Here is a 22,655-nt window from a genome sequence, read left to right as displayed (position 1 = left end):
GCTAGTGTAAGGTAAGGCGCTCCCTATTTTCGATTCAGGAAATGAAAGAGGGCGCCAATTAAGTTGGCATCGTTTTCAAATTTACAAGCTTCAACCGTAATATCCAATGTAGAGATATCATTCTTCAATTGTGCCAGTTCACTATTTATGCCTTCTATTACATCCGGGCGCTTGCTGATTCCCCCGCCGATTAGAATCTTGTCAGGATCTAGTACATACTTCAAATTATAGATTCCCGTTGCCAGTTTCTTAAATAGGTTGGCAATGCATTCATTCGCAATCGAATCTCCTGCTTCCGCCAATCGAAATATTTCTTCACCGTCCAACGTTCCCCTTGCTAGAGATTTTCTCCATTCGACTTCTTCTACTAGTGAGTTTGTCGATGCAACATTGCTCCAAGTTGATTGTAGAGGGCTCTTACCTGATTCACCCATTATCATGTATCCAAACTCACCTCCATGGAGGTTAGCTCCACGGAGAATGGATTGGTTAATCACGATTGCCCCGCCAATTCCTGTACCAACTACAATACAAATGTAGAAATCAGTTCCTTTTGCTGCACCCAGCCAGCCTTCTGCCAATGCTGCGCAGTTTGCATCGTTTTCTATGGACACCTGCAGACCTGTTCGTTCCTTTAGCTTTTCTGTCATGTAAATGCCATGTATAAAGGGAATAGCACTTGCGCCGCCAATAAACCCTGTTTCCACATCTACGGCACCAGGCGAACTTAAAGCGATGCCTTGAATGTCAAATGAATTCGAATAACGATGAACTATTTCGGTGATTTGATCTAAAAATATATCTAATCCTTCTTTAGGGGTTGGAATCTTCCCCCATTCCAGTTTCTTTGATTTTTCATCCATCACCGCATACTTTATGTAAGTTCCGCCAATATCAAGCACCATGTAAGCTTTCATTGTCATCCCCTTCACTTCCTGGCATATCCTTGCTGTGTCAACAGTGCCGCTCCGATAACACCCGCTTTTGTTCCTAACGAGGCACATTCAATTTGTACCTTATTACGTAGCTGTGGATATAAGTAATCATTTACTTTTTCAAGAAGAAGCGGCATTATATACTCTTTTGATTGCATGACTCCCCCGCCTAACACGATGATATGCGGATCAATTGTATGAACGATATTGGAGATTCCTTTTGCCAAATAAGTTAGCACCGCATCAACAATCTCCTTCGCTTCCTGCTGACCGTTCATCGCCAGAGTAAACACTTCGCCCGCATCTCCTGCCACACCTAACCTTTCTTTTCCAAGACGTTGCACAGCAGTACCGCTTGCCAAAGTTTCCAAAGAGCCAACATTCAGAATAGGGTGCGGTGGTCCATCTGGATTAACCACCATGTTGCCAACTTCACCCGCACAGAAATTGGCACCTTGAATCAACTGATTTCGATAGATATATCCTCCTCCGATTCCTGTACTGATAGTCATATAAAATACGGATTCTTTTCCTTTGCCTGCCCCAATTGCTGCTTCCGCTAAAGCAGCTGCGTTGGCATCGTTATCGAGGACTACTTTTTTCCCTAAAGCTTCTTTTAACATTAGAGTTAAAGGAACCTCGTCCCACCCTGGTAAATTGGGAGGGTTTAAAATAATCCCTTGCCTTGAATCTAAAGGACCGGGAGCTCCGATCCCTATCGCTTCAATATTTCGTTTTTGCAGCAGGCCTTCGCATATGGTGATCATGTTATGGATGACATGTTTCGGTCCTTTGTCACTTTCCGTTTTTACTTTGACCTCTTCTATAAGGTTGCCTTCCGATGTAACGACGGCCATTCTCAAGTTTGTTCCACCCAAATCGATGCCAAGAAGATACTTGTCCATTCCCTTCACTTCCTTCGTGATATCCTGATAGAATAATCGCTCATCAGTCCTCTTCCATCAATCAAAAACCGTTGTTATCAGATAATTGCTTGTACCATATACCTGATTTCTTGATTGTACGCCTGAAGTTTTTAGTTAAATCCACTTCTACTAGCCCATATCGGTTCTTATATGAATTTAACCATGACCAGTTATCTATGAATGTCCATACATGATACCCTTTTACATTGGCACCTTCGTTTAGTGCTTGATGTATCCACTTTAAATGATCTTCATAAAAGGTAATTCGATAATCATCCTGAATCATTCCACTTTCATCCTTGAAGCGCTCTTCCGCTTCAACTCCCATACCGCTTTCCGATATGAAACATTCGATATTCCCATAGTTTTCTTGGATGTTTTTTAAAATATCGTAGACGCCCTTTTCATAAATCTCCCAGCCTCTATATGGGTTCACCTTTTTACCTGGCATGTCATAATGATCAAAGTAACGTTCTGGCATGAATGGAGCATTTGGATTCGGAATATTTTCCTTCGCCTTGACTCTTCGCGGCTGGTAGTAATTAATCCCTAATAAATCGACTGTATTGTCTCGGATAATATCCAAATCTTCAGTTAAATATTTAGGCAAAAAGTTTTCTACCCGCAACATCTCTATTAGCTTCTCAGGAAAAGTGCCTTTGACTGAAGGATCTAGAAAGGAACGGTTGAATAGTAAATCCGCTTTTTCGGCAGCATCTACGTCAGCAGGGTGATTACTCCTTGGATACGAGGGAGTGACATTCAGTATGATTCCAATTTTTCCTCCTAGCTCTTTATCATGGTATGCCTTAATTGCTTTTGCGGAGGATAATACTGAATGGAACCCAACTTGAACAGCCTTTCCAAAGTCACAAAATGCTGGATAATGATATCCATATAAATAACCGCATTCAACAGGTACGATTGGCTCATTATGTGTGAACCACTTCATCACCCGGTCTCCAAAGTTCTCGAAACAAGCAGACGCATATTCCACATACGCATCGACTACAGAGCGGCTTTCCCAACCACCCTCTTCTTGCATAGCCATGGGCATGTCAAAATGATAGAGATTCACAAAAGGCTCTATTCCATTCTCCAATAAGGTGTCAATGACAGAATTATAGAAGTCGATTGCCTTTGGATTCATTTCTCCACGCCCCTTTGGAAACAGGCGGGACCACGAGATAGAAAACCGAAAACTGTTATGCCCCGTTTCCTTCATGAGGTGAATATCATCAATGAAATTCGTATAAAACAGTGAAGTTTTATCCGGTCCAATACCTTGGTGAAAACGATTCGGTTCTGTTTCATACCAGTGGTCCCATATATTCTTCCCTTTACCATCTGCCCCGGAGAACCCTTCCATTTGCGTTGCAGATGATGCAGATCCCCACCAAAAGTCTTTCGGAAACTGGTAAATATTCTTTTCTACTTCTATACTCATTTTCACTCCTGCCTTCCCCAAAAAGAAAGCAGCCGGAAAATTAACTCTCCGACTTTGCCTCCTGAATAAAATCTATTAGTTATCTTTCTTCCACTCATCATATTGTTTTTGAATTTCTGCAAGCACTTTATCCAATCCAGCTTCTTTAAACTTCTTATTGGCCTTTGGCAAATATTTCTCAGGGTCAACACTTCCAGTTAACAGGGGAGGTGCATATTCATTCGCAACGTTCGCGATTGCTGCGATCTCCGTTCGGACAGGATTCGTATCGAAATAAAAACCTAAGGTTGGAGCTTGAACAGAAGCCTCATTGAATTTTTTGAACGCATCCCATTTATCTTCGGGATCATTTTCATATAATTTAAGAATGAAATGGTTTCCTAGAGAGTAACTTGGCATGTTGTAGCTTTCTATACGAGCAGGAAGGTCTTTAATCTTCCCGTTATCGGCCTCTTCGTAATGCACGCCTTCAATACCTCTATCAATTAAATTGCGAAGGTATGGATCTGTATTCAATAGGTTTAAGAACGCCATGGCCTTTTCTGGATTTTTTGAAGTTGCAGAGATAGCTTGAATGGCGCCTGTTACAGAGTTGTTAAATGTAATCGGATCATGCATCGGTTGAACGGCTACGTTATAACCTGCAGAACGGGACCATATCAATTCCGCATATGGCTGGTACATTTCTTTACGTACGAACCAGTTTTGTACCTCTAACGGCCATGGATCTGTACTTGTTGCTGCATCCGCTTTTATATAACCCGCTTTATAGAATTCGTGCATCGTTTTTAACGTTTCCATCATAATATCCGATTCGAAGATATTAACTACTTTTCCTTTATCTCCTTCTAGAGGAAACGCAAACGGCAATTCATCTTCCAATACATAATCAAATGGTAGATACGGTTTGAAAGTGGCAATCGGTGTAAAGTCTGGCTCATTTTCTTTAACGGTTTTCAATAAAGGCTTCAAGTCTTCCAACGAGTGAATCCTTGAAATATCCATATTGTATTTATCGACGATATCCTTGTTGAATACGTACACACTTTGCTGACCTACTTCTTTGTTTGAAGGAATGCCATAAAGCTTTCCATCAATTTTAGCTCCTTCTAAGTAAGCTGGATCAATCGTTGCTTTCAATTCTTTTCCATGTGTGTCAAGAAGTTCATTTAGGTCTTTAAATGCCCCTTTTTGTGCATTTAACACATAGTTTCCACCTGCAGTATAGGCAATATCAAATGATTCACCTGAAGCAATCATAACTTGCATTTTTTGATCATAATCGCCCCAGTCGATTTGTCTCATTTTAACGGTGGCGTTAATTTTTTCTTTCGTGTATTTACTTACTTCCTCCATGACTTTATCAGCATCTTTTTGAGGTGTCCCGATTGTGTACCACGTAATTTCATAAGGTTTTCCTTCACCCGCTTTACTTCCGCTCGTTTTTTCTGAATCCCCTCCACTACATGCAGCTAAAAATGTTGATAAACTTAATAAGAGTACTAGAATAATAGCTAACTTCTTATTCATTTTAATTCCCCCCTTTTATTTGTTTTTTTCAAAAATCAATTATTCCTTAACCCCGCCGATTGTCAATCCATTAACGAAGTATTTTTGGAAAAACGGATAGGCAATCGCTATTGGCAAAGTTGAAATAACGACCATTGCCATTTTTGCAGCGTCCTGAGGTACTGCACTTAATAAATCATTTTGTATACCTCCTGCTAACGAATTTTGCCTTAAAAATTCTATGTTGTTTTCAATTTTCATCAGCATAGACTGTAGTGGCACCAAGTGCGGTTCATCAATGAACAACAATGCATTAAACCAATCATTCCAGTAACCCAATGTACTAAAAAGGGCAATCGTTGCAAGACCTGGTAATGATAGTGGAACGACAATTTTAACAAATATCCTTAATTCACTCGCTCCATCAATTCTAGCCGACTCCAAAATGGATTCTGGTACAGACCTTTGGAAAAAGGTCCTCATGATTAGAATGTAGAATGCATTCATTGCAAGTGGTAAGATCAAAGCCCAAATGGAGTTACGTAAATGTAAAAACTGGGTTGCTACTATATAGAAAGGAACTAGTCCTCCACTAAATAGCATCGTGAAGAATGCAATAAAAGTAAAGAAACCGCGATATTTGAATTGCTTTCTGGAAATGGCATAGGCATATAAAGAAATCATCATTACACTGACAAGTGTACCAAGCACCGTTACTATAATCGTTATCGTATAAGATTGCAGTAACTGATCCTTCATTTGCCACAAGTATCGATATGCTTCGAAACTCCATATCTCAGGTAACAGCTGATATCCATTTCGAGCTAAGGTTTTTTCATCCGTTAAAGAGATGACGATTACATATAGAAATGGAAAGATACACATCATAGAAAATGCGGCAAACAATATATTCATAATAAGGTTAGGAAATCCGCTTAGACCATGTGGTGTGTACTTTTTCTTACGCTTGTGTGGTTGATTTACTTGATTTTGAGCATTGCCTTTGTTTAATGGAGTAGGTTGAGAGCTATTTTGATTTGTTATCATTGTATTTGCCACAAAACTGCGGCCACTCTCCTTTCTCTCTCGATTTTTTTAAAATAGGGCATATTCTTTATCAACCTTCTGAACAAGATAATTTGTCAGCATGACTAAGGCAAACCCTACAATTGATTGATAAAGACCAGCGGCCGTACTCATACTAATATCACCCATTGTCGTTATCCCACGGTATACATAAGTATCTATAACGTTTGTTACGGAATATAATGGACCTGAATCACGAGGAACCTGAAAAAACAGACCAAAGTCTGCACTAAAAATCCTCCCAACATTTAAAATGGTTAAAATAACAATGAGCGGTGTAATCATCGGAATTGTAATATTACGAATTTGTTGCCACTTATTGGCACCATCTATCATAGCGGCTTCGTAATAGTTTTTATCAATCCCAACTATAGCTGCTAAATAAACGATACTTCCATAACCAACGCCCTTCCACATACTTGTTAGAACGATAATAAAAGGCCAATATTTCGCTTCGTTATACCAGGATATACGATCTTCCACTCCAAACCATAGAAGTATATTATTAAGCAGTCCTCTATCCACGCTTAGAAACGTAAAGACAAAATAACTAACAACAACCCATGATAAAAAGTGTGGAAACAGCATTCCTGTTTGGTAAATTTTCGACAACTTCTTATTTGCAAGCTCATTTAGAACAATCGCTACAAACACTGCTAATACAAGCCCTACCACGATAAAGATTAAATTATATAGAACGGTATTTCTTGTAATGATCCAGGCATCATTTGTATTAAATAAAAACTTGAAGTTTTCAAAGCCGACCCACTCACTATTTAGGATGCTTGCAAAAAAACCATTCGGATCATATCGAAAATTTTTAAAGGCAATGACCGTTCCAAACATCGGAAGATATGAAAATAACAATAGCCAAATGGTTCCTGGTAAAACCATGAGGAGCCATACTCGATTCTTATAAACATCTTGGAAAAAACTCTTGATACGATTCACAAAGCCCCTCCTCCTTTTTATTGAAAACCCTTACATCTCTATATTAAGAAAAAGTCAAAAATGTATAAAGTTAACAATACTAAGATTTACTGTACTTATTAAACATTCGATCGTTTATTTGGCATTTTTGTGATTCTTTTAGGATCAGAGACGCTCCTAAAAAACAAAAAAATCCCGCATGACGGGATATCAAGATTTGATATTCATGGTTCTCCAAGCTGATGGTGTAATCCCCACCGCCTTTTTAAACTGTTTATAAAAATAAGCGGAATCCGAATAGCCAACTTGTTTTCCAATTATTCCAGCCTTTAAATGTGTCCCTCTCAACAATTGCTTTGCTTTTTTGAGCCTTAAATGATTAATATACTCAGAGAATACTAAGCCCGTTTCTTTCTGGAAAAGTTGTCCTAAGTAAATCGAATTTATATGAAATTTATAGCTTAAGGTTTTCAAAGAAAGTTCCTCATGAAAATGTTCTTGAATATATTGCACAACGCTTTGAATGATAGGACTTCGATGTTCCGCCCTTTGTTCCAATGTTCTAAAAATTCCCTCGATATAATCATTAAGAATGTCAACTAACATCCCCATTGAATGGGCCTCCAAGATTCGCTTCACAATGCCTACCGTTTGATCATCTGCATGTGACGATACATCTTTTTGGATAGACGTAACTATTTCAATGGCGAACCCTCTTATAATGGTCGGAGCTACCTGTTTAGTGGATTTATCAATCTCATCGAAGGCACCTTTGATCCACAAAAACGCCTTTTCTTGCTCTGAACCAACAATATATCTCTTAAGATTATCCAAATCATTCGAGGTAGAAAGGCTTGCTTGCCTATACTGCTTTGTTAATTCATCTGTTATTAACCCACTTTCTTTGAGTACCAATCGATAGCTAGATAGCTCTTTTGCACGTTGATAGCTCTTATGCAATTCACTTGTGGTGCAAACGAATGAGCCAATGCTAATATGATACTTCCCGCTCATATAACCAGCAAATAGCCTATTCAATTCATTTAGTTTTTTCTTAAGTCCCTCTTCACAATTAAACGAAACCAACAGGATAAGTTCGCCACCTGGATTAATGATGCAGCTAGACTGAAATAACTCCTCTGCTCTTTTTCTGAAAAAGGAGGATTTTTCATGTTCTCCATCTGATATTTGCATTAAAACAACAGCCTGGTTTTGACCATTGAACTCCAAACCATACAACTCTACTCTTTCATGCCATTCTTTTGCATCGATGTCTTGATTAAGGCATCGCCAAATCGTATTATCTCTTAAAATAGTATAAGCTTCCTCGTTATTTGTAGATTTCTCAAGTTTCTCTATACTATTTTCCAATGTTGAAATCAGTTCTTGCTCATTGACAGGTTTTAGAAGATAATTTTCGATTCCTAGCTTCATACCCTTTTTGACATATTCAAATTCCTCGTATCCAGATAAAACGATATATTTTATATTAGGATGACTTTCTTTCAGCGTACTAATTAACTCCAATCCATCCATTATGGGCATCATGATATCCGTTAATAATATATCAACCTGACACGTTGCCAGCTTTTTAATGGCCTCACTACCATCAGAAGCTTCACCCACAACCTTTAGTCCATAATCTTCCCAAGGTACCAACGCTTTCATGCCCTCAATAATGAATGGTTCATCATCTACTAAAAATACGTTATACATGTTATACCTGATCCCTCCTAGCTGCAGGAAATCGAACTTCTACAATCGTTTCTTCTCCTTCATTACTGCTGATCTGCAGCCCATAATTTTGTCCGTATTTTAATTGAATTCTTTGATGAACATTACTCAGCCCGATTGAACCTTCAGAGGTGGTGGTTCCTTCCAACAATTTAGTTTGAATAGCCAATAGACCATCTGCTGGAATACCTCTTCCATTGTCTTTTATGATTATTTCCATTTCCTGATGAGTTCTTTGAACTTTTATTAATAATTCATTATTATTTGTTTCTTTTCGGAAGCCATGAACCAAATAATTTTCAATAAGCGGTTGAAGGGTAAATTTGAGGATTTTTTCGTCTAAACAATTATCTGGGATCTCGTACGTCACGTGTAAGCGGTTAGCATACCTAATCTGGTTTAGGCTTATATACTCCTTAACATGTTGGATTTCATCAGAAATTTGAACGATTTCTTTGCTGCTTAAAGAATAACGAAATAATTGTCCTAAACTATAAATCATGTTACTAGTTGGTTTAGATCCGTCAGCTATAGCTTTCATCCGAATGGCTTCCAGTGTATTATATAGAAAATGCGGCTGGATTTGCGACTGAAGCGCTTTCATTTCAGCCTCCCTTTGGCGAATATTTAAAACATATACATCTTTAATATACATGTTCAGATCATCTAACATATCATTGAAACTTTCTGATATCGCTGTTAACTCGTCTTTTTCTCTACTATTAGGTATTCTGATTTGCAAGTTTCCACCGCGAACTTCGTGAATGGCAGTTTCTATTTTATTGATTCTTCTAGAATACGATCTCATCGCAAAATAGGTTACAGCAATTGCTATACAGGAAAGTAAAACGGTAGATAATAACATATACCTGTGAACAATCGTTATTTTCTTAATATCTTCCTCAGGCATGAAACCTATATATAGGTAGCCCCTATGGTCGTCAGCCAATGTATTGATATAGTAGTTTTTCCCCTTCCACTTTATCTTCTTAAAGCTCGTTTCAAATGGTACATCCTTCAATGGGACTGGCATGGCACCCTCGTCTGACGAGTAAAGATAATCCCCATTACGTTGAAAAATATGGACTGTTCCTTTAAATTGGGATTTCCTTAAACGAATCAAATCTTGAATTCCCGCCGTATCATAATAAACCGTTAGATCCCCTAATTTCTTAAGGGTCGCAGGATCATTAATGGAACGAGATATTTGAATATTGTTGAAGATACTCCTTTTTTGCTCCCACTCAACTTGCTTAAATTGCAAGTCTTCAGGATGAACAGCCATACCTTCCTGATTCCCGTTCATTTGCTCTCTCTTATCCATATATTTATTCCATCTATAGTGGCTATTTATATATTCATACTCCGTACCGGGGCTTGCACTTTTTAAACGAACTGCATTTATATCGGAATCTTGACTAAAATACGCTTGGAAAAATGTATTTAAGTTGTTCGGAATGAATGAAGAGTTTTCACTATACTTATCTAGTCGATACGCAAGATACGCATCATAATCATGCTGCAATGCAAATGCAATATCATTGTATATGAGATCTGTTTTTAAATATAATTCCTGCATGACATATTGTACATGCTCATCTTTTTGCTGGAGATAAGATTCAACCCTTTCCAGTGTTTCTGTACTTGCGTCCATTTCTTTCTGGATAATAACTTCTGTATAATAGCGTGATAATACAAGGAGCAACAGAAACATGGTAAGAAGGATTGTAACGGAATAAGTGATTAGAATTTTGCTAAACACCTTATTCGTTAGCCGCCGCTTTATTATATTACTCAAGAACATCTCTCGTATCCTTCCCTGCAATTTGATAACTTAACTACCATTTTACGTATTTTCTGTCGGAAAGTGAAGTTGATTCACTGCCCGACAGAGGATAAATACGATTACCTTATTTCATCATGAAAATAGACTACTATCGTTTTGATTTCATACGGTTTTATTTCAAAGTCGATAAGTTCGGTTTGTTTCTTGCCATCGACTTGTTCCATCAAGTTTGTTTCATACCATTTTTTAACGGTTCTCGGAAATTCAATCAAGACACTTCCGCGTCGCCCCTCATACTCATGAAGGCGAATGATTACTGCGTCATCGCCCTCTTTTTTCTTTATCGCATCAATCTTAACATGATCATTATTCACATTCATAAACGAGCTTTCTACTGGGGAAAATCCACCTTTCACCACTTTCAATCGATTATTTATAAACCATGCTTGCTTTACTGTTTGCCCAGCTCTCCAATCTCCCTGATGGGGTAGCAGTGAATACGTAAATTCGTGTTCACCTTGATCTGCAGTTGGATCCGGATGGAGTGCTGCTTTTAGCAAGGATAAGCGAATCGTTTGGTCTTTAATGTCATATCCATATTTGCAATCATTCAATAAACTCACTCCGTACCCTGTTTCAGAAAGGTCTGCCCACTGATGTCCAACTGTTTCAAATCGTGCCATATCCCAGCTCGTATTCCAATGTGTCGGTCTCTTAACGTTACCAAATTGAATATCATATGTTGCTTCGGTAGAACGAACATCAACTGGGAATGCTACCTTCATTAATTTACGTTGCTCATGCCAATCCACTTTTGTTTTAAAATCAATCCGTCCATTTTGTGCATAGAAAATCATATCTTGTTCGACCAAAGAACTTTGATACTTCCATTTCGTCCGAATGACAATACGGAGCGGGCCATTTTCAACAACTTCACTTGATACTACATCACCGATCTCCTCCATTTTTTCTTGGTAAAACAAATCAATATCCCACGCATCATGTGCCAATGATTTATCTTCAAAAATTTGAATGATGTTTCCTTTTTTCTGTTGTGCCAGTACTTCACGCCTAGCTTCCTTATCAAATATGCGAGTCAGTTGAAGCGAGTCATTCCATTCAACTTGATAGAAAGGTGTTTCTAGCACCCTTCCCTTAATAAGAAATGGCGTTTTATTATCCACCGGACGATCTTGTTTGAATTGAATTTCTACTGCACCGAATTGCTTGGTTTCCTCTAATTCAACTAACCAGCCATTTTCAGTTCGTTGGCTACATAGAATTTCATCTGAACCTGATATCCATCCTCCAACCGCATCATTCGTTTGATCATATGGGATGAGTACGCTTTGTTGATCTTGCCAGCTCGTTGCATTGAAGACCGTATACGTTCCGTGCTTAGGTTCAATAAACTCTTTGAAATTATTCTGATCCATTTCAAGTTGTATATCTTCTGCTTGTTTATATTCCACCTTTGCATCTTCGTATACTTCCTTAATGGATGAACCAGGAATAATATCATGGAATTGATTCCGCAAAATAATCTTCCACCCATCATCAAGCTGTTTCTTAGGATATTTGGCCCATGAAGACAGTAAAGAGTTCCAAACAGACAACCATTCCGACTCCCTATAGCTCAACTCTAGTTTACGATTCATTCGTTTTGTATATGCTTGACTTGTATAGGTTCCCCTGTGGTATTCAAGGTACAATTCACCGTCCCACGTGTGGACATACTCATTTGAATTCTCCATATTCCTGTGTAGCTTTTGGAAGTAATCCCCTGCTTTTGTCGTTTTTACTTTTGGTAGTCCTGGCATATTCTCGAATCTGCGACGAAGCTCTATCATTTCTCGATTGACTCCTCCACCTCCATCACCATACCCATAGGAAAGCAGTAAATCTTGGTTCACATCCTTATTCCGGTATGAATTCCACGCACCGTTTACAGTCTTTGCGGTAATCAGCCCATTATATGTATAAAACCACGAATCTTCCGGATTCCAAGGTTCAGGGGTGGTTACAAAATGCGTCAGGATTTCTGTCCCATCGATTCCGCGCCATTTAAAAGTATCATTTGGCATACGATTGTACTGATTCCAGCTGATTTTAGTCGTCATAAATGTATCGATTCCCGATTTTTTCAAAATTTGCGGAAGTGCCCAGCAATACCCAAAAACATCTGGCAGCCATAGATATGTGCAATCGACCTCAAATTCCTTTTTAAAGAATTCCTTCCCGTACAAGATTTGTCTCACTAGTGATTCCCCGCTAGGGATATTACAATCCGCTTCCAACCACATTGCACCTTCAGTTTCCCAACGACCTTCTTTTACACGCTTTTTAATATTTTCATAGATTTCTGGGTAGTCTTCTTTAATATACTCATATAACTGTGGCTGTGTTTGGAGAAAATAATATTCCGGATATTGTTCCATTAATCTTAAAACAGTAGAAAAAGATCGAGCGGCTTTTTCACGTGTATGTTTCAAACGCCATAGCCATGCAACATCAATATGTGTATGACCAACACAATGAATGGTCACAGGATGATGTTTCTCGATTTCGTTAAGACTTTCATTTAATTCCCCCCTAGCAATCGCACAACTATCATAAAATGCTTCATTACCAGGTTTACTCCAATTTATTTTCATGAAGGCTTGATTCAACGCTTTGATAATGGCATGTTTTTCTGGTCGCTCATCACCAAGTTCTTTAATTGTTTGCCACGCTGCTAGGGATGTATAATATAAATCATCTACAGCCTCGTCCAACCAAGCCAATTGGGCCATCTCAAGTGTATACATTTGTTCCTTTGGCTCTCCGCCACCTTCAAGTCCAGACCAAAGTCTGAAATCTAGTTGAACTGTGTTTCCTATATCGGCTGTTGGAAAAAACACTTCTTGATGGTTAGAATCGACACCTTGGTATGGATTTCCATTCAAGAATAATAATGATTCAAATCCAGAATTATTTCCTCCGCCTGTACGTCCAAAGTCAAATAAACCGACTACTTTTCTATCCGCCCATTCCGTTGGAAGTTTAACATCTGCATGTAGCCAAAGATACCGATCCCTCCCCTTCCATTGGTCTCTTAATTGTAATGTCGATTCACCCTTTTTCATAGGAGGATATGCTCCTACTGCACCCTCATCCTCAGTTGTGCTGAACTGACCAATCTCAATTCCATCACGATAGCGATACTGTGCCATTTCTTGTATTCTTGCTTCCAGCTTTCTTTCTACTAAAAACATATAAATCCCCCATTTTCCTATTAATTTATACTTTGTTCGATCTTCATATGTTCATTTACTTGCGTTTGCTGCTGTTCTAGAGTTTTAAACCTTTTTATACAAACATTCATAATCCAATAGGCAGGTAGTACACCTGATATAAATGGTATAAGTCCCGGCATATTCGTAATTAAATAGCCTATGAAAAACAAACCGATACAAATCATTATTGTGGAAACAGGACTAATAAGAGAAATAATGAATGATTGTTTTATGTAATCCTTTAGAGAGTAATGATAATGGACATACATAGGGAAAAAATGAACGACAGCATTCAAATATAAAAGAAGAATAAAGCTGATGAAGACATAAAGAATAACGGAAAACGTTCCATCCATGCTTTCAGCAATTCTTAAATCGACATATAAAAAAAAGCCAATCGCTGCATAAATTAGGCCAATACAATTTGAACGGATAAACTCTTTTTTAAAGGTTTCTTTAAATGTTTTCAATAAGGAAACATCCAGGTCCTTCATCTTCCACTTTCGTGTAACAGTAAATAAAGCAACAGTCGCCGGCATAATACCAAAAACCCCTAATCCAGCCACAATAAATGCAAACCAAAGAATATTCGTCCATACTAACCTAACGATCCATTCACTTACTTCTTGTAACATTTTCCCCATTTTTTCATCCCCTACCAATATGATAAAAGGAAAGGGGGACAAACCCCTTTCCGATTACAATATTACTTAATATCCATATGCCTCGACTTCATATATTCTAATTGCTTGATCTCCACCTTGTGTTGGCTGTTGGACAGAAAGGCGGATATATCGAGCCTCTGTCGTTGTAATGGCATGTTCCGAGATATCATCTGCATTATTTGTAACAGTTACTGCGTTCGTCCATTTTTCACCATCAAGACTCACCTCTATCGTGAATGCCCTCGTATTGAAGGCTGCTGGCTCCCCACCTGCCTCAGCATGTTTGACAACAAACTTTGATAGATGTAACTCCTCACCTAAATCGACTTCCAACCAATGATTTGCACCAATGGCACACCATTTACTATTACTCGTCACGATTCCATCAATCGCGTACTTTGGTCCTTCAGACGGGCCGCATTGCCCACTAGCAGTTGCTGTTTTGTTCAGTGCAACGTTAGTAATGTTTTTTGCATCCTTTGAAATTGTAATAAAGCCTTCTTTTGTAAGGACATCTTCTCCTTCGCTATTTTTAGCGGTTAGAGTAACGGAGTACACGCCTTCTTCTTCATACCTTACAACGGGATTATTCTCTGTACTTTCTAAAGGTGTACCACCTTCAATCCGCCATTCAACTTCTTCTGTCGCTTCAGAAGAATGGTTGAAAAATTGAATTTCTTCACCTGGTGCTGCAACCGTTTGACTTACGCTAAAGTCTGCCTTTGGTTTTGGGTATGCAGGCCATTTAAACATTACCTTCGCAGCTTTGCCTCGAACAAAATCAGTCGTTACAGCTACGATTTCCAGGGTAGTTGCTGTTTCCTTACCACTTCTTCGTAAATTTGAAATGTAGTATGCATCATTTGGAACTGCTCCGATAAATTCTTTTTTACCATTAGGAAGGTCACGATATATTTCATAATGCTGAATATCACCTTTCACTGACTCCCATGATACATCTAAATCAGCATATAGCCCCTTCGGGAAAGTTGCATTTTTCACCTTAGCTTTCGTCGGTTTAGCCGGGACCTCTTTAGCGTTATGTTTGTTTGTAACTTTAATTTCCCCGATGTTGATTTGATAATCTTTTATTGCTTCATCACTCTCGAAGAATAGAGATATGGTTGCGATTTTTTTTCCTTTGTATTTATTTAATTTAGATGTTTCCTTCACCCATTTATTTCGGCTTTTTTTCTTCACATCAAAAAACACAAAATCATCAGGCTGATCCACAAAGCTTACACCAAGCTTCATATTAGGCTTTTTCACAGCCGTTTTGTAAGTTACAGAGACCTCCGTATCCTTTTCAATGGGTAGATTCGTTTTATAAAGCTTCACATGAGTCGCATTTTTTTTCGTTAGGTTACCCGAGACCTTCAAAGAGCTGCCACCAAAAAATGCTGTATCCCAATCAAAATCAACCTTTAGAGGCTCCCCTTTGCTATCCTTTAGCCAGCGCCATGTTGGTAAAACATCTTGTAAACTGCGGTTATTCCATTCTTCCATCCTTTGTGCTGATCCAGCCACGGCAAAGAATTTCCCACTACCTGTATTAAAATGAGTGACAAAAGGAAGCTCTTGAATCACCGTTTTTGCTGTAAAATAATGAGCCATCCCTTTCCAGTTTCCATTTTCACCAGTCTTGCGAGGATCCCCAGCTTTTCCAGTCCAGAATTCTTGTTCTTTCTGATAGAACGCTTCCATTGTTTCAGTTGTTTTAAAAGCCCAGTCTGGACGGTAAATCCCTAATGAAGTCAAAGGTTTTTGTCCTTCTGGAAAAATCCCATTCCAAGGAATGTTTGTCTTCGTTCCATTTGCTTCTACATCAATGCCGGTATATAGGTCATAAGGGTTTCTACCCATTTCCAATGCCTTATCATGGGAAGATTGTTGATTCGTCCACCAGAAGTTCAAAAACATACTGTCGGATATTCTGTCTTTATCATCTTGTAAGAACATCTTATTACGATCTGTTAAGTGATTTTGCCAGTTAATTGATCCGTCTTCCACCATTGAGTCATACCACATAATGTGCATGTCTTCTTGCTTTTTGTCTTGAAGATATTTTAAAAACTTTTTCGTTTTTTGTGCAGTTTCATTATTTCCACCTGCTGTTTCTTGATTGACGAACCAGCCGTCGAATCCGTAATATTCAGCTGCCTCTAAAAGTTTGTCAGCAGCAGGAAATGACCCATCTTCACGCTGTGCAAGCATTTGTTCTACCCATTTCGCTTGTCCTCCGTACGTTATCGGAGGAAAGAAAATCGTGCCTAAGATTGGAACGCCATTCTTATGGGAGGCATCGATCACATCAGCGCTTGGAGGAGTAATGATTCCTTCTCCGGCAGAACCCGCCCAATACACCATTAAATCAACATACTGCCAGTAGCTAAATGTATTCGCAAAAAATTCATTTCCACCTTGAGAGGGCACCCCGCTTGTGTTGGGGTTTAATGCCGATAATGCAACCAACTTAGCTTCTGACTGAGCTGTTTCATTCACATCGAAAACAACTTCTCTATCAGCTAATGGAACGGTGCTTTTGTTATATACAGCATCCGGGTCATTTTCCGGACTCCAGTTTAATAATGTTTCAGGATACCAATAAGATGATTCCGGCTGTTTTGCAAAACCCGTAATAGGAAGTATACAAACTAAAAGTAAACCGAAGAACGCAGTGACGAGTCCAAATTTTATCTTCAACAATCCCCACTCCTGTCAGTAAGATCATTTTATCCACCCTCTGTAACAACCAAGATGCGGTACTGTGTCTTGAATCAGATATTGTTTTCTTGTAGCTTTTTATGGAGCGGGCTGCCCTTGACTGCAAAACCGCATAAGCTTAATACAAATTCACTGAACATCGAATTTGCCCAGGAGAACCACTCTCTCGTAAATTCTTCTGGTTGGTCTGCATTGAAGCCCTCATGCATAAATCCGGTTCCGCCATCCGATTGCTTCATCGCTTCCAAAATCCTCTTTTTATCAGAAACATCTGTAGATGTCATCCCCTCCATTGCCAATGCAATATGCCATATATAATGATCGGGTGTGTGAGGACTTCCAATTCCATGGGCCGCTTTTCCTTCATAAAAGTAAGGATTATCCCTACTTAATAAAAAGCGTCGAGTATTCTGATAGGTTGTATCATCAAATTGGCACCAGCCCAGATATGGAGCAGCTAGTAAACTGGGGATGTTCGCATCATCCATAAGATGATATCTTCCCATTCCATCCGTTTCATAGACATATAAATCTCCATGAATCGGATGTTCTAACACTGCATGTTCTTCTATTCCCGCTTTTATCTCAGAAGCTAATTGCTCACATTGCTTCGCAAGACCTTCATCCTTTAAAACTTCTCTACAAATCTCTGAGGCATAGCCTAGCACTACTACGGCAAACATATTGGCAGGTACTAAATAACCATATAAACAAGCATCATCACTTGGCCTAAATCCGCTCCAGGTCATTCCCGTTCTCACAGTTTTAGATCCCTTCCCATCCCGGTGCAAAGTATCTGATTGCCTTACATCCATTCTTTCGAAGCTATATGGTGATTCATCTTCATGATTTTGTTCCACTTTCCAGACGTGCAAAATCTTGTTCAATGCTTGTACAAATATGTCATCAAAGCAGGCCGTTTCCCCAGTTGATTTCCACAAAAGATAAGAAAGCTGAATCGGGTAGCAGAGTGAGTCAATTTCATATTTGCGTTCCCATGTCATCGGGGACATTTCCGTTTTATCATCTTGATGGCCTTTTCCATTAGCGGCTTCATTGAATGCATTTGCGTATGGGTCATGAACGATATAGTTCATTTGACGACGAACGACACCTTCAATTAATTTCGCCATTTCTTCGTCCTTTTCGGCAGCCAGTAAATATGGACGCACTTGGGCTGCTGAATCTCTTAACCACATAGCTGGTATATCACCTGTAATGACAAATGTTGTTCCATCTTCTTGCGGCTTTAGTGTTGTTTCATACGTATTAACAAAACATCGTTCAAACATTTCCTGAAGCTTTTTATCTTCAGGGAAATTCTCCTTCACCTTTTCGATGAAATAAGATAGTGATTGCGGAATCGTTTTCTCAGTGTTCATTACCTTCACTCCTTCACTTGCCAACCAAGGCTTATGATTTCAAACGGTTTTACTTTTTCTTGAATTTTCGTATTGCCAAAAGGCTCTTTCACATTCTCAACGATAGTACTCTTATAGCCATTTATTCCTTGCGATGGTTGAGCATTTACCAATGTTGCTTCTTCAGAAGTATTGAACCATCGAGCAATTACATCATCTCTTTCCTCCGCTAACTTGATAGAAGAGATGGCTAACGATTTACCTTCCCAAGTAAAAAATTCCTTTTCGGTTGGAAGTGCTCCTTCATGGATATCTGTTTGTACAGCAATCACAGGCACTTGGAAGTCATACGCCGCTTTGAATGCTTCTGACTCAACGACTGTACCTTGGTGAGGGATGACCATCCATTCTGCTTGATATGTTCCAATGCACTGAGCTTCTGGTGTCGGGAAAAGGCCCCAATCCCCTAACTCAGAAGTGGAACGGAGAATCGTAACGGCTATTGTTTGTTGCTCCTCAAGGATTTCATACTCATGTAATCCTTTATTCGCAATTGTCATCCCCTGTATCCCATCCGTTACACTTACAAATGCCTGTTGATGATGATCAAAACTAGGATTGTCCCACTCTCTTTCCGGTATATTAGGACGTTTGGCCACTTCAAAAATACTGTCTGCATAGTGCTCACTCGTATGTAGATTAGTCGGAAAAAGAACACGCAGACGATGATCCTTTGCTTGATTTTCAATTGTCACCTTAACTGAAGGTCCCTTCGCTTTTTCATCTAACTGAATTCGAGTAGTTAAGCGAATGGTTACATTTTCGGAAGATCGGCCTGACAGCCGGTCCTTATGCCAAACCAATAGTTCCTTTTCTCGTTGAAACTGTTCATCGGCCTCTTTTGGAATCTCCCACTCATGAACAAGTTCCACAATTTTACGTACTGGATGGTCTTCAACGACTCGTATCTCCGCTTTTAAATCTTTCGTTGTAAGTGGAACTTCACCATTCGGCTTCCTGAACATATATTCGTTTCCAATGTCCCCGCTATTTTCATATATTCCGAGATTTTTAAATACTTTCCCAGTTTGCTTGTCAGTCAATGTATACGAACCATTTTCATGAACAAACAAATGAACAAATTCATTCTCCAATTCACGAACACATGGATTGATCGATGGCTGTTCATTCCACTTCGTTTCCTTGGCCGGTTTGAGATAATATGTTTGATATCCATAACCCGGAAGAGATTGAGCCAGGAATGTTAATTTGATGATTCTTGCATAATAAGGACGCCGGAAACCATCTCCTGGTAACTCATATCCAAACCGGGTCCCAAGGTCCTTTGTTTTACAAGCAAGTACCTTGCCGCTTTTATCAACCAAATTAATATCAGGCAAATCCTTCGAACCAAGGAAAGCTGGAATCTCTGAAAAAGGCATATCTGAAAAATAGACTTTTTCTAATTCAATTTCCTTTTCGATAACCACATCTCGTCGATTTCCTGATGTGTTAAAAACAACAACGGGAATCATGTCCTCATCAACAAGACTATGTTTCGTTGAAATATGAGATACAACTTCATTGGCCTTCTCCTCGACAATGGATGATGCAACCTGCTGAACCTTCTCAAAGCGAGTTACCATTTCTCGATGTACTTCATCTACACTACAACCGCAAATACTGTCATGGGGATGGTTTTCCATCAATGTTTTCCACGCATATCGCAAATAATCACGTGGATATTCATGACCAAGGATGAATGAAAAAACGGATAGCGGCTCAGCCACTTTTTCTAAAAGCGTTTGACACTCTTGATTCATCTGCTTTAAATAGATACGGGCGGAGGCTGTATTTACAAGAGTGGACCACCCATCTGTACGTTGATTCCGCAGTTCTCCCGTAATCGTCTGGAGCTGTTCTGGTAATGCTTTCTGCAGTGCTTCCATATAATCATCAAAATTAGAGTGTACAAACGTGATATCCGGAAAAAGTTCTTCAGCCACCTTGATTGCTTCTCCTACATCCACTTGAATTGGCTGATGATCACAACCATTCATGAAAAGAAGATTTGATGTTGAAGAATATTTCCTGGCATCCGCTAGTTTTGTTTCCCAATACTTTCTCGCAGTCTCTCTTTCCACTGGTACTTCATTGCCGTTTGAATACCAATTCGCAAACAACACACCAAGCACCGCCGAACCATCCGGCGACTCCCACTTAAGTTCTGAAAAAGGCGATTCAAATGATTTCGCATCGCTCACCATATTATTGAATCCGGTCGGTTTTACACCTCTCCCAAACGCGGCAGTATTGATATTAGCTTGCTGAAGCATTTGAGGCGCTTGCCCGTAAATGCCGAATGTATCCGGGAAGTAGCCTACCTTTGACACAGCACCGTATTCCTTTGCCGCTTGCAATCCATATAACATATTCCTGACATTCGCTTCCGAGCTTGTTAAAAAGGCATCCTGTAACACATACCACGGACCGATATGAAGCTTTTTTTCTTGTATGAGCTTCTTAATCCATTCCTTTTTGTCAGGATGAATTTGGAAATAATCATCCAAGATAATCATCTGTCCATCCAAGTGAAAGCTCTTGAAATCTTCCCCCTTTTCAAACAAATCGATAAGTGTATCCATTAATTTCACTAAGTGGTAGCGATGCTTTTCAAAAGGCATATACCATTCCCGATCCCAATGGGAGTGAGAAATAATATGCGCAGTAGTCTTACATTCCATCTTGTTTCCCTCCTATATCTTAATCCTGCGACAGGAAAGTAGCCGCCAGAGCACCCTTCAGTCACGTCCATGTACCTTGACACTTTTTCCTATCTCATTATTAGCCAGCTTGGTGAAAAAGATAATAAGTCATCACCCACTACGAACAGCCAACCCCATTAGGAAAGCGCTATCAATATTTTCTTAGGGTGACCTTGCCACGATTTAAATTATGTGGATTTAGTGCCTTCATTTATTTCTAATCCAGGAGAAGCGGAGTCCCTATAACGGTATGGAACTGCTGCATTGAATTCTTTCACACACGAGTCAATCTATCGGTATCGGAACCATCCGGTGCTAGGACGACTTCACCTCTTGTACATATTTCAATCGCTATAATCCTTATATCTTGCCTATAGCCGTTTTCATGTACAATCTCCTTCTTCTATTTTTCTTCACATTAACGATATGTTTCAGCAAGTCAATAGTCAATCACCACAGAGAAAGTGATAAGCTTTTTCCATATAATCTATAATTTATCCATAATTTATGAGAATTCAGTTTTACGTGAGCCCCTGTTCAATAAATGATCCAGAGAGCCGAGCGGTAGCTTCTGGCAACATCAATCTGCATTTTTGCACCCATCACCCGGAGCCATAAAAATATCTTTCGTTGAAATAGGATGCATGAATTGAACCTTCCAGTACAAAGAAAAGCCTCCCACAGTAAATGAAGTGCCCCCTATTGTTAGACGCATATCTAACGGTTATGCCGCAAACGCAAATACTCTAATACAATTTCCCGGAATAAAAAGCCCTGAATGTTCTACGCTAGGTAGAACATTCAGGGCTTTTTTTGAGTTGACTTTCCTATTTGCATTTTGTGCCATCAATAATAATCCATTTTCTGCTCTTACCGCTCGGTTTTGGCTAAACACCCTCCTAAGAATCATATTGTATAAATACGACTCAGGGCGTGTTTTTTCCTTGTCTCATTTAGCTGAATCCTTCCATCTTCTCGTGTGAAGGTAGCTCGGTTTTTTAAGTTATATTTGCAAAATACAACTTAAAATATATGCAAATTATCGGTAAAAGCGAGAGAAAAAGAATCAAAATATACTTATCATCCTAGGTCTTATAGTTCATGGACTTGATTTTGCACACTTACCGTAAATCACTTACTTTGTCATCCAAACATGCATCACGGAAAACAGCTGTTCCAATTTCAATGGTTTGCTAATATAGTCTGACGCACCTGATTCCAGGCATTTTTTCCGGTCATCTTTCATCGCCTTTGCAGTCAGGGAGATAATCGGAAGATCCGCAAATTCTTTTATGTCACGAATCCGCTTCATCGTTTCGTAACCATCCATCTCAGGCATCATGATATCCATCAAAATGAGGTCTATCCCTTTATTTTTGTCTAGTACATCCAGGCATTCAAGGCCATTATTCGCAATCAGGATCTTCATCCCTTTACTTTCAAGAGCTCTTCTTAATGCAAAAATATTACGGTGATCATCATCGGTGATTAGAACCGTCTTGCCATAGAAAA

The 22,655-nt window shown here is 39.2% G+C and carries 14 protein-coding genes; all 14 read right to left on the bottom strand.

What is annotated here, in order from left to right:
- Nucleotides 1-23 precede the first annotated feature (23 nt).
- Nucleotides 24-923, bottom strand: coding sequence for an ROK family protein (locus tag CVN76_RS15625; RefSeq protein ID WP_232732267.1), 900 nt, complete (start codon nucleotides 921-923; stop codon nucleotides 24-26).
- A gap of 5 nt (nucleotides 924-928) precedes the next feature.
- On the bottom strand, nucleotides 929-1,840 hold the full coding sequence (locus CVN76_RS15620) for an ROK family protein (protein ID WP_100532040.1): 912 nt from the start codon (nucleotides 1,838-1,840) through the stop codon (nucleotides 929-931).
- Between the two features lie 61 nt (nucleotides 1,841-1,901).
- On the bottom strand, nucleotides 1,902-3,308 hold the full coding sequence (locus CVN76_RS15615) for a glycoside hydrolase family 1 protein (protein WP_100532039.1): 1,407 nt from the start codon (nucleotides 3,306-3,308) through the stop codon (nucleotides 1,902-1,904).
- A 75-nt stretch (nucleotides 3,309-3,383) separates the two neighbouring features.
- Entirely contained in the window at nucleotides 3,384-4,838 is a 1,455-nt protein-coding gene (locus CVN76_RS15610; RefSeq protein ID WP_100532038.1) for an ABC transporter substrate-binding protein, read from the bottom strand.
- Nucleotides 4,839-4,877: 39 nt separating this feature from the next.
- Entirely contained in the window at nucleotides 4,878-5,732 is an 855-nt protein-coding gene (locus CVN76_RS15605) for a carbohydrate ABC transporter permease (protein ID WP_232732268.1), read from the bottom strand.
- 180 nt (nucleotides 5,733-5,912) lie between these two features.
- On the bottom strand, nucleotides 5,913-6,797 hold the full coding sequence (locus CVN76_RS15600) for an ABC transporter permease (RefSeq protein WP_100532056.1): 885 nt from the start codon (nucleotides 6,795-6,797) through the stop codon (nucleotides 5,913-5,915).
- A gap of 246 nt (nucleotides 6,798-7,043) precedes the next feature.
- Entirely contained in the window at nucleotides 7,044-8,549 is a 1,506-nt protein-coding gene (locus CVN76_RS15595) for a response regulator transcription factor (protein ID WP_100532036.1), read from the bottom strand.
- A gap of 1 nt (nucleotide 8,550) precedes the next feature.
- Nucleotides 8,551-10,365 carry a sensor histidine kinase gene (locus CVN76_RS15590; protein WP_198512577.1) on the bottom strand — a complete coding sequence of 605 codons (1,815 nt, stop codon included), beginning with the start codon at nucleotides 10,363-10,365 and terminating at the stop codon, nucleotides 8,551-8,553.
- Between the two features lie 107 nt (nucleotides 10,366-10,472).
- Nucleotides 10,473-13,607 carry an alpha-mannosidase gene (locus CVN76_RS15585; protein WP_100532034.1) on the bottom strand — a complete coding sequence of 1,045 codons (3,135 nt, stop codon included), beginning with the start codon at nucleotides 13,605-13,607 and terminating at the stop codon, nucleotides 10,473-10,475.
- Nucleotides 13,608-13,627: 20 nt separating this feature from the next.
- On the bottom strand, nucleotides 13,628-14,272 hold the full coding sequence (locus CVN76_RS15580) for a YesL family protein (protein WP_100532033.1): 645 nt from the start codon (nucleotides 14,270-14,272) through the stop codon (nucleotides 13,628-13,630).
- Between the two features lie 66 nt (nucleotides 14,273-14,338).
- Nucleotides 14,339-16,996: an endo-beta-N-acetylglucosaminidase gene (locus CVN76_RS15575; RefSeq protein WP_232732266.1), complete on the bottom strand. Its 2,658-nt coding sequence runs from the start codon at nucleotides 16,994-16,996 to the stop codon at nucleotides 14,339-14,341.
- A gap of 74 nt (nucleotides 16,997-17,070) precedes the next feature.
- The gene (locus CVN76_RS15570; protein WP_100532032.1) at nucleotides 17,071-18,399 is read right to left on the bottom strand and encodes a glycoside hydrolase family 125 protein; all 1,329 of its coding nucleotides are present in this window, start codon (nucleotides 18,397-18,399) and stop codon (nucleotides 17,071-17,073) included.
- A gap of 5 nt (nucleotides 18,400-18,404) precedes the next feature.
- Nucleotides 18,405-21,122 (bottom strand): alpha-mannosidase, encoded by a 2,718-nt coding sequence (locus CVN76_RS15565; RefSeq protein ID WP_100532031.1) that lies wholly within the window; start codon nucleotides 21,120-21,122, stop codon nucleotides 18,405-18,407.
- A 1,156-nt stretch (nucleotides 21,123-22,278) separates the two neighbouring features.
- A partial coding sequence (locus tag CVN76_RS15560; RefSeq protein ID WP_157805675.1) for a response regulator occupies nucleotides 22,279-22,655 on the bottom strand: 377 nt, incomplete at its 5' end.

The sequence above is a fragment of the Bacillus sp. mrc49 genome (assembly GCF_002803435.1).
The sequence above is the reverse complement of the archived record's forward strand: the minus strand, read 5'-3'. Positions and strand labels throughout refer to the sequence as shown.